The organism is Silvibacterium bohemicum, assembly GCF_001006305.1.
GTDB classification, from domain to species: domain Bacteria; phylum Acidobacteriota; class Terriglobia; order Terriglobales; family Acidobacteriaceae; genus Silvibacterium; species Silvibacterium bohemicum.
In genome coordinates this window covers 181,942-196,729 of the sequence record NZ_LBHJ01000001.1, presented here as the reverse complement: position 1 = coordinate 196,729, position 14,788 = coordinate 181,942, and the positions used below count along the sequence as shown (strand labels likewise).

The following is a 14,788-nucleotide window of genomic DNA, read 5'->3' as shown; positions in this document are numbered from 1 at the left end:
CATCTATCGGCACACGGCTCAATAACTCATTGGTGATTCGGTGGTGATATCAAAACACCACCACGCCACATCGAAATTCGGGCAAAATCGCCCCGAAAGCCCAAATCCAGACTTAGCTGCCCGCCGTAATCTCTTCCGTCTGCCGCGACATTTTGGCGGTGCGCTCAATCTTGTCCCAATTGAAGGGACGCCCGTCGATCGCCCGCTTGATGGTCTTGAACAGAACCACCGAGAAGACCTGCCGGTAGGTAAACCTCTGCAGCCAGATGTGGAAGAGCAGCCATACATCGCCCTTGCTCGAAGGATGGCGCCGCTCCAGCGAAAACGCGATCGCCGAGGTCACGAAGTCGATCATCAGGAAGGCCAGGAAGTAGGTCAGCAGCTTCTCGAAGCTGGCCGCGCTGGCCGCTTCCGGATGGAAGTGTTTGTCGACGAAGTAATGAATGACGCCGGCAACGAACATCAGGTCGATGAAGGGCGAAACCAGCGGCAGCAGGATCTGGAAGATGACGATGTTCGGCAGCGCAAACAGGCCCATCGCCGGATTGGTCCGGAAGGCCTGCTTGTGCTTGAAGACCGCCTGCAGCGTCCCGAACGACCAGCGGAAGCGCTGACGCATCAGACCCTTCGCGTTGATGGGCGCCTCAGTAAAGGCGAGCGCGCTGTCCTCGTAGATGACCTTGTATCCCTGCTCGAGCAGGTTCATGGTGAGGTCGGCGTCTTCTGCCACGGTGTTGATGGGGTAGCAGCCGCCTCTGAGGACCGGCGCGGTGCGCCAAGCCCCGATAGCTCCGGGAACCACGGTCACGATGTTGAACAGGTCGAGCGCGCGGCGTTCGAAATTCTGGCTGGTGATGTATTCCAGCGCCTGCCAGCGCGTCCACAGGTTCACGCGGTTGCCGACCTTGGCGTTGCCGGCCACCGCTCCCACCTTGGGGTCGGCAAAGTGGCAGACCAGCTTGGAAATGGCATCGGGCGCAATGACGGTGTCCGCGTCAATGCCGACATAAAACTCCTCGTCCAGCTGCCGCACCGCGAAGTTCAACGCCTCCGCCTTCCCGGCATTCGGCTTGGTGAGCACGGTGAGCTTACCGGCAGCGATCTCCGACTGATAAGCTTCGCGAGCAACCTCGAAGGTGCTGTCCTTCGAGCCATCGTCGATCACAATGACGCGGATATTCCGGTAGTCCGAATTCAGCACCGAGCGAATGGTGCGAACAATCACGGTCTCTTCGTTGTAGGCGGGAATCAGCACTGCAATGCGCGGCTCAAACACGCCGGGCGGAATACGCCTGCGCCGGATGCGATCGATCAACGCAAGGATGCCGACCAGGATCAACCGTGCGCTCATCAGCACGTCGCCGATGAAGAAGACATCGACCACGAAGTGGCGGAAGAATCCGTAAAAGAAGAAGGCAACGGCATCGACGCGCGCCTGCCAGCGCATCTTCGGCGAAATGGGCGGCATGACCTCGGCGGTGGTCTTGCCCATCAGGTCGGAGACATTGACGAACTTGTAGCCCTGCGCCCGGAGCGTAGTAATGAGCAGAGGCAGCGCACTCACCGTCGCAGAGCGGTCGCCGCCGCCGTCGTGCATCAGGATGATGCTGCCGCGCTTCCATGGCACATCCATCGTGTTGAGGTAGGCGAGGACGTTGTTCGTAATCTCCTGCGGAGATTTGCGCGGGTGCTCGTTCCAGTCGTCGGTGTCGATCTTGTTGCCGATGATGGTGTAGCCCATCTGTTGAATTCGGTCGGCCGGAGCAGCCTGATCGTTGGTCTCCGGCTCCTGATCGATGGAGTATGGCGGCCGGAAGTACAGAGGCTGAATGCCCAGCTTCGAGGCGAAGAGGCGCTCCGTGAAATTCAGTTCGAGGCGAAGCTGTCCATCGGAGATTTCGCTGATGTCAGGGTGCGTGAATGTATGGTTGCCGATCTCATGGCCTTCGCGGATGTATCGCTTGAGCAAGCCGGTATTGTCGACCGCCTGCTCGCCGATGACCATGAACGTGGCTTTGATGTCGTACTTTTTGAGAATGTCCAGGATCTTCGGCGTCCAGACCGGATCGGGTCCGTCGTCGAACGAGAGAGCCACTTCCTTCGGCTTGTACCCGTACTGTTGCGTCACGTAAGACTTGGGTAGTGCGGTCATGTGCTCGTCCGTGACCGTGAAGTTGTCCGAGTCCATGTTGACGGTGCGAGCGCCCGGCTTGGGCCGAGAGGCGATGCGCAGGATGTCGCCTTCGCCTTCCGTGTCCACATTGATGCCCGGCGGCACTTTGGTAAGCTGCTGCGGAGCATCCTTGGCCGAGGGATGATCCCACACCGACCAGATCGAGCCATCCTCCATGCCCAGCCGCCACAAAGCAAAGGTGCGGATGCCCATCTGGCGCGAGGCCCGTATCTCGTTCAACGCCGTTACGCCATCGAGGAACCACACCTGGTGGCGAACGTGCGCGTCCTCGTCGTCGTAGGCAAAGTGCGCATTCAATTCATCGCCTTCCAGCCGGACGTCGGCATCGGAATCGGAAGCCCGCTGCCAGGCCTCCTGCACGCTGAGGTCTTCTGAGTCGATGACTTTCGTCGACGGCTTCTTGCCCTTCTCAGGCAGCGGCACCGACCAGTCGTAGGCGTAGTTGCCGATGCCGCAGATGAGCTTTTCTTTCGGAATGACCTTGAGTGCGCGGCTGAGATTTCCCTCGAACCAGTCCTGAGCGGCGATTGGCCCGGGCTCGCTCTCCGTCTCATGCTGGTCGTAGTTCATGAGGATCACGCCGTCGGTATTTTTGGCGAAGCCCTTCAGAACATGATCGGACATGCTGACCTGCGCCGCGATATACAGGCGCAGATTTTTGGCGCGAAGATCGTTGTAGACCTCGCCGACCCAGTCCACATACAGCTTCTCGTCTTCGTCAGGGACTTGCTCGAAATCAAGGACGATGCCGTGGTAACCGGGGTTCTCGTACAGGAACTTGTCGAGCTGAAGATGCAGGTTTTCGCGTGCGGAGCGGCTCTCCAGCATCTTGCCGATCACATCGCCGTCCCATGTCGAATTCAACGGGTTGTAATCGTTGAGCATGGGAAAGACTTCCATGTCGTCTTTGGTGACGGTGAGCAGGCGGCGAATCTTGTTTTCGGGATCTACCCCGTGCACGACGTTGTTCTGATCGACGATGCGATACAGGCTGACCGGAAAAACTGGGGTCGAACCGATCAGATTTCCATCCGGCGCGAGAACATGCAGCCAGTCGGGAAACAGCATGTCGATCTGGTGCAGATGGGCCTTCAGAGAAGAATAATCGGCATCGCTGTTGGTATAGAACGCCGCGCGCACGCCTTCGTCGGAGTTGAGAAGAATCTGCGAAGCCGGGCGGCGTGTCTTTCGCCGCGTGGGACGAGCCACGCTTTTCTTCAGCTGGTCGCCGACGCGCTGTTCCTTGAGCGCCTTGTAGTTGCGCTTCTGCGTGGGCAATAGAAGATCCGGAAGCGCCTGCTGCTTGATCACGCTGAAAAAGAAGATGACCAGAACGACCGTGGAGATAACGCCGGTCACGTCCAGAACGCGCCTGAGGCGCTTCCATCTCTTGAGTTGTGGATCGTAGAAAACCTGTTTCATCGGGTCGTGGGTGATCCTTCCCTTACTCTACAAGAAGGGCTGGGCAGCTTACCTTTCAGCTTACTCTTGGCCGATAGCGGCGGCATTGTCGCGGGCGACTCCTTGTATGATTCACTTTCATGCCTCCCGCGCTTCCTCGACACTGGTGGATTGGACTGATCGCTCTGGCTGGCGGAGCCGCGCTGCGGCTGTGGTTCATTCACGCCTACCCTGAAGTGCAGGGCGATCCGCTCATCTACGGCAGCATCGCTAAAAACTGGATGCTCCACGGCATCTACGGAACTACCACCAGCGGCGCGCTTCTCCCCACGCTCATCCGCCTGCCCGGCTACCCGCTCTTTCTCGTCCTCTGCTTCAAATTCTTCGGCATCGAACACTACCACGCGGTGATGTACGCACAAACGGCGATCGATCTCGGCACCTGCCTGCTGATTGCCGCCATCGCCGGCCGCCTGTGGAACGAAAAAGCAGGATGGTGGGCACTCTGGCTGGCCACGCTGTGCCCGTTCACGGCTAATTATGCAGCCACGCCTCTGACCGAGACGCTGGAGCTGTTCACGATCGCCCTGGGCGTCTATGGACTGCTGCGCTTCCTCGGCGCACCCCAGTGGAGATGGGCTCTGTTGCAGGCATTCGCATGGAGCTACGCCGCGCTGCTGCGTCCCGATGGCGCGCTGCTCGCAGTCGCGCTCTGTCCGGCGATGGTCTGGTATGGGCGAAAGCGTTGGGGCGCGGTCCGCATGCTGAGGTTTGCAGCCATCGCCGGGCTGCTCTCCATCCTTCCCTTCGTTCCCTGGACCATTCGCAACTGGCGAACCTTCCACGTAATCCAGCCGCTGGCTCCGCGTTACGCAACCGACCCCGGCGAGGACACGCTGCCCGGCTTCAATCGCTGGACCAAGACCGTCTGCGTCGATCTCACCTGCACCTGGGAGGTTTACTGGAACGCGAACAGCGATCTCATCAAACTGGAAACGCTGCCTTCGCGCGCCTTCGATACGCCGGCGCAATATGCGCAGACACGGCAGCTGCTCGAGGACTACAACCGCACCACAACGCTGTCTCCGGAGCTGGACGACCGCTTCGGACAACTCGCCGCAGAGCGCGTTCATGCCGATCCGCTGCGCTATTACATCGAGCTGCCGCTGGCTCGAGTCGCCGACATGTGGCTTCGTCCGCGCACCGAACTGCTGTGGATCGAGCTGCGCTGGTGGGAGTATTCCCATCATTACTCAGAGACGGAATTTGCCGCTGCCTACGCCGGCCTCAACCTTCTCTATCTGCTGCTCGCACTGTGGGGACTGAGACGCTGGCCACGACTGTCGGGCGCGATCGTCGTATTCATCCTGCTGCGCTGCACGCTGCTGGCAACCATCGAAGCCCCCGAACCACGCTATACGCTGGAGTGCTTCCCCATGCTGATCGCACTGGCCGGAGTAGGACTGGCGCCGCGCAGAAAGACTGCGCCTAGTGGCGGACGATCTGCGTCCCGGGAGCTACCTTCAGAGTGAAGGCGCTATCCGGCACAGTGTTCAACTTGATGTTGGAGTAGTTCGCAATACGGTAGTCGTCGCCTTGCTGGAAAATCTGCTGCCGAAGCGAGAGTCCGCGCTGCGCATCGATCCAGACCGTGATGTGCGTGAACTGGCTGCTGGCTGCGCCTTTGGGCGTTAGATCGAGCTTGGCCGTCGTCACGCCATCGATGGTTTCGGTGCCCAGGTAGGCGATATTCCAGTCCCGCGCCAGATCCTTGCCGCTGCCACCGAATCCTAACGCCAGATAGCGCTCATAATCGGCGCTGGCGTTCAGGATGGTCTCCTGCTTCAACGACGGCTGATAGAAGTCGATCTCTGTGCCCTTATAGAGCACATCCTTCAGCGATGGCTGGCCTTCGTCGGTCAGGATGTGCATCACCATCTGCGTCGCGCTGCCCACCCGTCGAAAGGCAACCGTGCCCTTCTGAATATCGTGGCTCTGCACCACCGCCGTATATTGGTCGGCGGTGAGATCGGCCTGCGCGCTCTGAAATTTGCCCGATGCGGCATCCATCTGGCTCAAAATCTTCTGCAGATCGGCGTTCTGGGCAAGCAAGGCGGGCGGCGCAGCGAAGAGAAGGTTGGCGATGCCCAGAGTCATGGCCAGCGCAAATCGGTTCGTGGGTATTTTCATAGAGAGAAAGGACACCGGTCCGCCAGTTAGGATGCGCGGAGATGCTCGAATGTTCGTTGAAGGGAGGAAATTCGCATGGGCAAGCTGTCTCAAAACCGATCAGCGATGGGCCCAGACCCGATAGGCGGTGATCTTTCCGCGCGACTCCTTCACCGCAAGATAGCGATCCAGCACCACAGCGCCGGAGACGGACTGAATCTCCTGCTGCAGCTGACCGTCCAGCGGCGCTTGATCCTGATGGACAGCCGCGGCGGGAATCTCGTAGACATAGCTTCCCGGCCCGGCAATCTTGACCAGGACATTCCCCGCCGCCAGCTTCTCCTGCTGCGGATGATCGCCGTAATTCCAAAAATGCGGCGTCAGGAAGATGAACGCCAGAATCAGCGTCACCATCACGTCGTAGTGGAAGCTGCCCCGCTCATAAGTCCAGAAGAGGTAGCTCCTCAGAATTTTTCCCACCTTACTTCTCCTTACCGCCGCTAACCTTTGGGCCGCTGATGGCCGTCTGGCCTCCCATATAGGGTATCAGCGCCTCGGGAATCTTCACCGTTCCATCCGCCTGCTGATAGTTTTCGAGGATCGCCAACCAGGTGCGCCCGATGGCCAATCCGGAGCCGTTGACTGTATGCAGGAACGCACCCTTGGTCTGCCCCTTGGGGCGATAGCGGATGCTGGCCCGCCGCGCCTGGAAGTCCCCAAAATTGGAGCAGGAGGAGATTTCGCGGTAAAGCTGCTGGCCGGGCAGCCATACTTCGAGGTCGTAAGTCTTCGTGGAGGCAAAGCCCATATCCCCGCTGCAGAGCAGCATGCGCCGGTAGGGCAGGCCTAGAAGCTCCAGAATAGTCTCGGCATCCCGCGTCAGCTTCTCGTGCTGGGCTTCGCTGTCCTCGGGACGGACAAACTTCACCAGCTCCACTTTCTGGAACTGGTGCTGGCGAATGATCCCGCGCACATCCTTGCCGTAAGAGCCGGCCTCGGAGCGAAAGCATGGCGTGTAGGCGACCAGGGAGGTGGGCAGCGCAGCGTCATCCAGCGTTTCATCGCGATAGAGATTGGTGACCGGGACCTCCGCTGTCGGAATTAGCCAGTGGTCGTTATCGCGATAGACACCCGGCTGATAACCCTCCTCATCCGCGCTGCGGAAGAGGTCTTCGGCAAATTTGGGGAGCTGGCCTGTTCCAAAAAGACTCTTGCTGTTCACGATCACCGGAGGCATCACCTCGGTATAACCGTGGTCGCCGGTATGAACATCGAGCATGAAGTTGGCGAGAGCTCGCTCCAGACGCGCTCCCGCAGCCCAGTAAACCACAAAACGTGCGCCCGAGATCTTCGCGGCGCGCTCGAAGTCGAGGATGCCCAGCGCCTCGCCGATCTCCCAATGCGGACGGGCGGGGAAATCGAAATTCGGCACATCGCCCCAGCGTTTGACCTCGGCATTGTCGTGCTCGCTCTTGCCAACCGGCACGTCATCGGCCGGGAGATTGGGGATGCGCATGAGGATCGCACGCAACTGCTCTTCGGATTCAGCCGCGGCCGCAGCCAGATCGTCCATGCGCTCCTTGAGCGCCTTGGTCTCCTCCATTACAGCGGAGGCGTCCTGGCCGGACTTCTTCAGCTGACCGACCTGCGTGCTGAGGCGATTGCGCTCGGCCTGCAGCTTCTCCGATTCGGTGATGCGCTCGCGGCGGGTCTGGTCCAGCTCACGGAAATTACCGAGCAGCGCTGCGGGGTCCTGCCCCCGGTCGCGGAGTTTCTTCTCTACCAGCTCCAGGTTGGAGCGAACAAAGGCTAAATCGAGCATATTGGAACCAGCTTACAGGAGAAATACGGTGCCCTGGTTCGTGCACGACCATGGCGTATATACTGGCGTATATACATCTCTTGCCGGAGGATTTCAAATGCCAGAAACCCGCAAAGTTCGCCTCTTCAAAAATGGTGCAAGCCAGGCGGTTCGTCTGCCAGCTGAGTTTCGTTTCCCTGGCAAGGACGTTTACGCAACCCGCGATGAAAAAACCGGAGATGTGACATTGTCCACCTCGCCAGGTGCCGAGATCTGGGACGAGATATTTGCCCGTTTTCGCGCGGCTGATGTACCGGATGACTTTATGAAAGACAGGCCGATGAACCGTCTTCCGGAGGAGCGCGATATCTTCGGCGAAAAAGCGGAGTGAACCCGCTTTACATGCTGGATACCGACATTTGCAGCTATCTCATAAGGAGACGCGATGAGCAGCTCGATAGACAGTTTCGATCCGTCCACCCATCTTCAGTGTGTGTTTCGGCTGTGGTCCGCGCCGAACTCATTTACGGCTTGAGAAATCTGCCCTCTTCTCACCGATTGAAAATTGATGTCCCATTCTTTCTCAACGCGATACGTCTCCTGAGCTGGGACGAGAAGTGCGCTGATTTTTACGCGGATATTCGTTATCAGCTTAAGCGATCTGGCCAGCCTATCGGAGAGCTGGACATGATGATCGCCGCCCATGCTATAGCGGTTGGAGCAGTCCTCGTCACCAATAATGTCCGCCATTATCAGCGCATCCCGCTACCTTTGCAGATCGAGAACTGGGTCAGCACATAAAGTCTTTCCCTGTAGCAACGCGATGCGGCAGTTGAATCGCGATATTCAATTGCCACAATTAGACACGCCGGGTATTGAGTACCGACGGCGAATGCAGTGTGCGCCGGGATAGCGATCCCTGCGATACTAAACCGTATGCCGACGCCCAAGCGCCTCCTCGCCTTCGTCACCGTCTGCGCGCTCACCCTGGCCTCTGTTCCACGCGCGACGGCCAGCGCCTATGATGCGCATCCCAAGCTGGTGGTCGTGATCGTGCTGGACCAGTTCCGCGCCGATTATCTCGAGCGCTACCGCGCGGACTTTAAGGGCCGCGGCTTCAAGCTCTTCCTCGATCACGGCGCGAACTTCCTCGATTGCTACTACGACTACGCGAATACCGAGACCGCGCCCGGCCACTCCACGATCGGAACCGGAGCCTACACCGACGGCCACGGCATCGGCGGCAACGAGTGGTGGGATTTGGCTCGCAGCAAGGACCATCCCGTGACCTCAGTCGAAGACGAACGTTACGCTTTGGTCGGCCTGCCCAGCGGAGCGAACGCTTCGCCCGGCTCGTCACCGCGCAACCTGCGCGCCTCCACCTTCGGCGACGAGCTTCGTCTCGATACTGTTGGAGAATCGGCCGTCTATGGCGTGTCGCTGAAAGACCGCGCGTCGATTTTGCCGGCAGGCTCTGCCGCAAATGGAGCCTTCTGGATCGATCAGGCCTCCGGCCGCTTCATCACCTCGACCTACTACATGCAGCAGCTTCCCGATTGGGCCCAGGCCTTCGACGACAGCGGCCGCATCGACCAGGCCAAGCAGGAAGCCAACGCTCCCAACAGCACCAACTTCTATGGCGATGTAGGCGCGACACCCGCGGCGGTGAGCTACGAGATCGATTTCGCCAAGGCGCTCATCACCGGCGCCGAACTGGGCAAGCATGACACCACCGACGTGCTGATGCTCAGCATCTCGTCGACCGATATCCTCGGGCACCGCGTGGGACCGGACTCGCCGCAGCAGCGCGCGATGGTCGACGCCGTCGACACCGATCTCGATGGCTTCTTCACCTGGCTGGACAAGAATGTCGAGGGCGGCCTGGGCAACGTGTGGATCGCGCTCACCGCCGACCATGGCATCGCTCCGGTTCCCGCCGACGCCGCGAAGCTCGGCCTTAACGCCGCCACCATCGACATGCAGAAGCTGACGGCCAATCTCAATGACGCCATCAATCTCAAGTTTTCGCCCGGCGAGAAGGTGCAGTATCTGCTCACGCATCAGTCGCTGCCCTATCTGGCGCTGAATCCGCCTGCCTTCGATCGCGCCGGCATCAATGAGCAAGAGGCGGAGCAGGCAGTGCAGAATGCCTTGCCCGTGGCCTTCACCGATCTCGACAAGCCCGCGGAGTTGAAGACGCCCGCCACCGCGAAGCTGCCTCCGCAGCCGGCGATGTTCCGCAGCTATACGCGCCTGCAGATGGCGGGAGGCGAGCTGCCCAACACACCCTTCGGCCAGCTGATCGCGCACAGCTACACGCCCAACGGCGGCTGGTACGTGATGGTGATTCCCGATGCCTTCCAGATGGCGGCTTACGCGGCCGGCGGCACCAACCACTTCACGCCTTACTCCTATGACCGCCATGTGCCGCTCGATTTCTACGGAGCGCCGTTCGCGCCCGGCATCTATCATGGCCGCGTCGAGCCCACCGATCTTGCTGCAACCTTCGCTTCCCTGCTGGGCATCAATCAGCCGTCGGCCTCCATCGGACATATCCTTACCCAGGCGCTCAAACCGGCTGCTGCGGTGACCTATCCGAAACCCGTGCCGGTGCGTGCGCCCCATGCCGCGCGCAAGGCGCATGCCGGCGCGAGCAAGCCCGGCGAGAACGAACAATGAGGCCCGCGAAGCATTGAAGACAGACATGCGCATTCAGTTCGCCGGCATCGAGCTGGCGAACCCGGTGATCGCTGCCAGCGGCACCTTCGGCTATGGCGTGGAGTTCGAAGAGATTGTCGATCTCGAAAAGATCGGCGGCTTCGTCACCAAGGGCATCTCGCGCGAGCCCATGGCCGGCAACGAATCGCCGCGCATCATCGAAACCGCATCCGGAATGATGAACGCCATCGGCCTGCAGAACGTAGGCATCAAGGCATTCCTCGAAAAGAAGCTGCCCGCGCTGCGACGCTATCCCAAGTGCGCGGTCATCGTGAATGTCTTCGGCGGACAGGTGACGGACTACCTCGAAGTGATTCGCCAGCTCAACGACGCGGAAGGCATCGCAGCGTACGAGTTGAATGCGTCATGCCCCAACACCGACCACGGCGGCATGGCCTTCGGCACCGATCCGGCAACGCTCGATGAGCTGGTCTTTCGCTCCAAACAGCTTGCCACGCGGCCGGTCATCGTCAAGCTCTCGCCCAACGTGACATCCATTCCGACCATGGCGCGCTGCGCCGAGAAGGCCGGCGCCGACGCGCTCTCCCTCGTAAATACTTTCGTGTCGCTTGCCATCGATATCGAAACCCGCCGTCCGCGCATCGCGAATGTGACGGCAGGGCTCTCCGGTCCGGCGATCAAACCCATTGCGCTGCGCATGGTCTGGGAGGCGGCAAAGTCCGTGAAGATTCCCATCTTGGGGATGGGCGGCATCGTCACCCCCGAAGATGCAGTCGAATATCTAATCGCGGGAGCGACGGCAGTGCAGGTGGGAACAGCTACCTATGCCGATCCGCGAGCCGTCGAGCGCATCGCACGCGGGCTGGAGCAATGGTGCACACGCCATCACATCGAAAAAGTGAAAGCACTGACCGGGAGCGTAGAGACCACCAGGAAGTAATCGGGGCTCAGCACTTTTCATACTTCCAGTTGCGGCGTTTGCCTTCGGCCAGCCACTCCATCGACGACTCCAGCCTGCGCTGACGAGTCGCCTCGGTCTTCGCATCCGTCAGCCATTCGACATATTCTCTCTGCGCACTCGGCGAGAACCCCTGGAAGACCGTATTCGCCTTCTTGTTCTTTTTGAGCGCGGCCTCAAAAAATTCTGGCATCGGTAATTCAGCCTTCGGGGCGCGCAGCTTCCGCATCTGGATCGGTCCCGGCGTGCCTTCGTCATTCAGCTTCGCCGCTTTCTTCACGTAGCCGACGAGCGTGCGGCGAGACGGCAGATCCTTCAGAGTGGTCAGACGGCCGAAATGCCCCATCGCTTCGCCCGGAGCGGTAGGTCCTTCTTTGTCGAAAACCTGCCTGCTTTTCCAGAAGCCAAAGGCGCAGTGCTGCTTGAAGGCGGACATATTGCAGAGAATGCCCTCGTGCATGAAGAAAGGCATGCTCCACTTCATGGTCTCTTCCACGGCGGGGCAGCCTTCGTGAACGATGTCGCGAATCTCATTCAGTATCGGTCGCGCGAAGGGAGCGGCCTTCGCGATGTAGGCGTCGACGCGGGCGTCTCTGGTTCCCATGATGCTGGTTATTCTGAACTGCGCTCCAACGCCGCGCAAGGAGAATTCCATGCGCGGGTACTGGAGCGCGAACTATCTCTATCCGTCGCTACTCCGCGTCCCGATTGGCTATCTTCACGCGGAAGGGCGGCTTGTCTTTCTCCGCGGGATCGGCCTCGTACGTCTGTTCGGTCTTCGTTGGATCGTAGTCGCGCCACAGCCAGGTCATCTCCTCGGGAAACTCCGCCGCTCCTCCTGCCGAGTCGTGCGTTCCCTCGGTGAAGCTGAGGTGGAAGTCGTAGCCCTTCAGGTGCAGCGCATTCGCCATGCGGATATTGGCCAGCGGCCAGCTTCCGTAGCGATCGTTCTCCTGATCGTTCGCGCCGTCTTCTAGCCATGCGCGGAGATTGCGATGCGGCTCGCGAAGAATCTTCTCCGGATAATCCTGGCCGCCGTCGACAACTGCGGCATCTTCTTTCCACTGAATGGCCGAGTAGCTGCCGATCCAAGTAATCACGCGGTTGAAGAGATCGGGCATCTGCCACGCGGCGTTGAAAGAACAGATGCCGCCGGATGAGAGGCCGGTAATCGCGTGGCTGTACGCATCTTTGCGGATGTTGTACTTGGCTGCAACATCGGCCAGGATCTCGTCGCGCAGGAAACGGTCGTAGCGATCGCTCACCGTGTCGTAGAGCGTGCTGCGCATGGAGTCCTTCAACGTGCGCTTCCACTGGTCGGAATACATCTTGACGAATTTGTAGGTCGGCGTCTCCGGCGATCCGCTGATGTCTCCGGGATTGATGAAGACGCAGATCATCACCGGAATTTTCTTTTGCGCAATCAGGTTGTCGATGACGTTGAGCGCCGGGTTATTTCCGTCGCGATGCGTGTAACCCTCTCCATCCTGAAAGACCATCAGCGCCGCAGGAGTTTTCGGATCGTACTCCGCGGGCACGTAAATCCAGTAGTCGCTCTTCATGCCGTCGTAGATCTTGCTCGTATGCGTGATCTTCGGCGAGAGCGTTCCCGAGGGAACTCCGGGCTGCAGGTACGAAAGCGGCCCGAAGGAAGGCAGATCGAGCTTGCCGCCAAATCTCTTTCTCGCGACCAGATAAGAAAACGAATGCAGCTTGCCGACCGGCTCGATGGTAGCGACCGCGTACCAAAGGTTGGTGCCGCCTATCTGCTTCAGCTGCGGCCCGCTCTCATCGTCGACGATCAGCGTGGGCTGCGAAGGCGCCTCAACAGCGAAGAAGAAATCCGCTCCGTGACCGGCCCATGCCGTGCCTTCCTTGAGATTCTTCTCATCGAACGTAGCGGGAATCGCGTCGCGCAGGCTCTCACTGTGATGGTTGGCTAGCTCGATGAGCTGCGGCGCGGTCAGCTTTTCCGACGCAAAGGCAGGAAGGACCAGGAAGAGGGACAGGGCTGCGGTTCTCCACATAATCGTCATGGTACATGCTCGCATTTCTTCCCAGCGTCCAGCGTGATCCCGCGATTGGATAGGGTGAAGAGTACCGAACCACCTCGGTCGCTATACTGAAGACTGCCCTCATGCGCGTTCACTCTCAGTTCCTCATCTCGGCTCATTCTCCGGAGCAGTTTCCCGCACCGGCCATCCCCGAGATCGCCTTTCTCGGCCGCTCGAACGTTGGCAAATCGAGCCTGCTGAATGCGCTTCTCGGGTCGAAGCAGGCCAAGGTCTCGTCGACCCCGGGACGCACCCGTTCCATCAACTTCTTCTCCATCACCGATTCGCCGCAGCGGCAGCAGCCGCAGATGTACTTCGCCGATCTGCCCGGATACGGCTATGCGAAGATTTCGAAATCCATCTCGGCGGAGTGGCCCAAGTTCATCGAGCCTTATCTACACGAACGCCCCACGCTCGCGCTCTGCCTGTGTCTGGTCGACAGCAACATCCCGCCGCAGCCCAGCGACGCGCAGTTGATTGATTTTTTGAAGAGTACCGGAAGGCCGCTGATCGTCGTGGCCACAAAAGCCGACAAGCTCTCGGGAAACGGCCGCACCAAGGCCCAGATCGCTCTGCAGAGGGGCCTCGATGTGGAGCAGCTGCTGCTCTGCTCGGCGAAGACCGGAGCCGGCCTGAAAGAACTTTGGGCCGCCATTCAAAGCGCGGCCGCAGAGCCCGCATAGTAGCGCCGCGCACCGGCCTAATCAACGACGCAGGTTAAGACAGCACCAGCTCTTCTTCCCCGTTGCGCACAACCGATACCGCAACCTGAATCTCTCCGCCTTCGACATCGCGCTGCACTGCGGCAAAAAAGGCGTCGGCTTCGGCTGGCGTCATAGGCAGGAATCGCTGCGTGGCGTAGGACTTGCACAGATGACGCGGCGAGTTTTCGATCCAGCGCTTGCGCTGAGGCGTGCGTGGGTCATTCGCATAAAGCGCCTGGGCAGCGCGCGCATCGGCCTGCGGCAGCCACCGCTGCGGCTCGCGGGCAACGCTCCAATGCACGGCGATCATCGTGCTGGATGGCTCGACCGCAGGCAGCGAACGCGCCCCATTGGCGAGCAGGATCTCAGCGCCTGGGATCTCCCGGCCTTCGTTTTGCAGATGGACCACATCCGGCTGCAGACCATGCGCGATGGCTTCGAGAAGGGTGGGCTCGGGCTCGCCGGTCAGCGCAACGGAGACCGCGTGGCCTTTACGTGTTTCGTTTTTGAGGATGCGCATCGCTTCCTCGATATCGCTCGCGATGAAGTCGCAGACTCCCGCGCGCAATGCCTGCTTCGCGAGAGAGAACTCGGGCTCGATGCACAGAGAGGCCCCGCCGGCGACATTGGAAGCAATGCTCAGAGCCGCCCCATCGCGATCGAAATAGGCATGCAGCAGAAGCCTCCCCACCGGATGGGGAGATAGCAATTCCAATGCAGAAAATCTTTCATAAATCGCCGCGATTTCGGGCAATTCGAGGGAGGTGATTTGGCCGAACGACATGCTTCCATTATGCCAAAGCCAGGGAGGAATGACGCACTTGACAG

At 59.9% G+C, this 14,788-nt stretch carries 13 protein-coding genes; 6 read left to right on the top strand and 7 right to left on the bottom strand.

Annotated elements, in window-relative coordinates:
• Nucleotides 1–112 precede the first annotated feature (112 nt).
• Nucleotides 113–3,616: a glycosyltransferase gene (locus tag XX99_RS00890; protein ID WP_050057495.1), complete on the bottom strand. Its 3,504-nt coding sequence runs from the start codon at nt 3,614–3,616 to the stop codon at nt 113–115.
• A gap of 119 nt (nt 3,617–3,735) precedes the next feature.
• On the opposite strand from XX99_RS00890, the gene XX99_RS00885 reads away from it, so the two are divergent.
• Complete coding sequence (locus XX99_RS00885; RefSeq protein ID WP_082125143.1) at nt 3,736–5,127, top strand: ArnT family glycosyltransferase; 1,392 nt, start codon at nt 3,736–3,738, stop codon at nt 5,125–5,127.
• Here the strand turns inward: XX99_RS00885 and XX99_RS00880 are convergent.
• The 3 genes from XX99_RS00880 to serS all read right to left on the bottom strand — a co-directional run bounded on the left by XX99_RS00880 (nt 5,084) and on the right by serS (nt 7,586).
• Complete coding sequence (locus XX99_RS00880; protein ID WP_082125142.1) at nt 5,084–5,785, bottom strand: LolA family protein; 702 nt, start codon at nt 5,783–5,785, stop codon at nt 5,084–5,086. The genes XX99_RS00885 and XX99_RS00880 overlap by 44 nt on opposite strands.
• A gap of 99 nt (nt 5,786–5,884) precedes the next feature.
• On the bottom strand, nt 5,885–6,244 hold the full coding sequence (locus tag XX99_RS00875; RefSeq protein ID WP_050057493.1) for a hypothetical protein: 360 nt from the start codon (nt 6,242–6,244) through the stop codon (nt 5,885–5,887).
• A gap of 1 nt (nt 6,245) precedes the next feature.
• Entirely contained in the window at nt 6,246–7,586 is a 1,341-nt protein-coding gene (serS, locus tag XX99_RS00870) for a serine--tRNA ligase (RefSeq protein ID WP_050057492.1), read from the bottom strand.
• 97 nt (nt 7,587–7,683) lie between these two features.
• Between serS and XX99_RS00865 the strand changes: the two genes are divergently transcribed.
• From XX99_RS00865 to XX99_RS00850, 4 genes are all read left to right on the top strand, one after another.
• The gene (locus XX99_RS00865) at nt 7,684–7,956 is read left to right on the top strand and encodes an antitoxin (RefSeq protein WP_050058048.1); all 273 of its coding nucleotides are present in this window, start codon (nt 7,684–7,686) and stop codon (nt 7,954–7,956) included.
• Nucleotides 7,957–7,967: 11 nt separating this feature from the next.
• Nucleotides 7,968–8,366, top strand: a complete 399-nt coding sequence (locus XX99_RS00860; protein WP_050058047.1) for a type II toxin-antitoxin system VapC family toxin — start codon at nt 7,968–7,970, stop codon at nt 8,364–8,366.
• 135 nt (nt 8,367–8,501) lie between these two features.
• The gene (locus XX99_RS00855) at nt 8,502–10,244 is read left to right on the top strand and encodes an alkaline phosphatase family protein (RefSeq protein ID WP_050057491.1); all 1,743 of its coding nucleotides are present in this window, start codon (nt 8,502–8,504) and stop codon (nt 10,242–10,244) included.
• Between the two features lie 25 nt (nt 10,245–10,269).
• Nucleotides 10,270–11,184, top strand: a complete 915-nt coding sequence (locus XX99_RS00850; protein ID WP_050057490.1) for a dihydroorotate dehydrogenase — start codon at nt 10,270–10,272, stop codon at nt 11,182–11,184.
• Nucleotides 11,185–11,191: 7 nt separating this feature from the next.
• Here XX99_RS00850 and XX99_RS00845 read toward each other — a convergent pair whose 3' ends face one another.
• Together XX99_RS00845 and XX99_RS00840 are read right to left on the bottom strand one after the other, a co-directional pair.
• A complete protein-coding gene (locus XX99_RS00845) occupies nt 11,192–11,806 on the bottom strand; it encodes a YdeI/OmpD-associated family protein (protein WP_050058046.1) in 615 nt (204 codons plus the stop codon).
• A gap of 88 nt (nt 11,807–11,894) precedes the next feature.
• The gene (locus tag XX99_RS00840) at nt 11,895–13,238 is read right to left on the bottom strand and encodes an alpha/beta hydrolase (RefSeq protein ID WP_184084457.1); all 1,344 of its coding nucleotides are present in this window, start codon (nt 13,236–13,238) and stop codon (nt 11,895–11,897) included.
• 101 nt (nt 13,239–13,339) lie between these two features.
• Here XX99_RS00840 and yihA point away from each other — a divergent pair, with 101 nt between their 5' ends.
• Nucleotides 13,340–13,939, top strand: coding sequence for a ribosome biogenesis GTP-binding protein YihA/YsxC (gene yihA / locus XX99_RS00835; protein ID WP_050057488.1), 600 nt, complete (start codon nt 13,340–13,342; stop codon nt 13,937–13,939).
• 34 nt (nt 13,940–13,973) lie between these two features.
• Here yihA and XX99_RS00830 read toward each other — a convergent pair whose 3' ends face one another.
• Nucleotides 13,974–14,744, bottom strand: coding sequence for a hypothetical protein (locus XX99_RS00830; RefSeq protein WP_050057487.1), 771 nt, complete (start codon nt 14,742–14,744; stop codon nt 13,974–13,976).
• Nucleotides 14,745–14,788 lie beyond the last annotated feature (44 nt).

Excerpts from the sequence above, each read along its gene's own strand:
- XX99_RS00890 (WP_050057495.1), bottom strand. The coding sequence starts at position 3,616 with ATGAAACAGGTTTTCTACGATCCACAACTCAAGAGATGGAAGCGCCTC.
- XX99_RS00885 (WP_082125143.1), top strand. The coding sequence starts at position 3,736 with ATGCCTCCCGCGCTTCCTCGACACTGGTGGATTGGACTGATCGCTCTG.
- XX99_RS00880 (WP_082125142.1), bottom strand. The coding sequence starts at position 5,785 with ATGAAAATACCCACGAACCGATTTGCGCTGGCCATGACTCTGGGCATC.
- serS (WP_050057492.1), bottom strand. The coding sequence starts at position 7,586 with ATGCTCGATTTAGCCTTTGTTCGCTCCAACCTGGAGCTGGTAGAGAAG.
- XX99_RS00865 (WP_050058048.1), top strand. The coding sequence starts at position 7,684 with ATGCCAGAAACCCGCAAAGTTCGCCTCTTCAAAAATGGTGCAAGCCAG.
- XX99_RS00860 (WP_050058047.1), top strand. The coding sequence starts at position 7,968 with ATGCTGGATACCGACATTTGCAGCTATCTCATAAGGAGACGCGATGAG.
- XX99_RS00855 (WP_050057491.1), top strand. The coding sequence starts at position 8,502 with ATGCCGACGCCCAAGCGCCTCCTCGCCTTCGTCACCGTCTGCGCGCTC.
- XX99_RS00850 (WP_050057490.1), top strand. The coding sequence starts at position 10,270 with ATGCGCATTCAGTTCGCCGGCATCGAGCTGGCGAACCCGGTGATCGCT.
- XX99_RS00845 (WP_050058046.1), bottom strand. The coding sequence starts at position 11,806 with ATGGGAACCAGAGACGCCCGCGTCGACGCCTACATCGCGAAGGCCGCT.
- XX99_RS00840 (WP_184084457.1), bottom strand. The coding sequence starts at position 13,238 with ATGACGATTATGTGGAGAACCGCAGCCCTGTCCCTCTTCCTGGTCCTT.
- yihA (WP_050057488.1), top strand. The coding sequence starts at position 13,340 with ATGCGCGTTCACTCTCAGTTCCTCATCTCGGCTCATTCTCCGGAGCAG.
- XX99_RS00830 (WP_050057487.1), bottom strand. The coding sequence starts at position 14,744 with ATGTCGTTCGGCCAAATCACCTCCCTCGAATTGCCCGAAATCGCGGCG.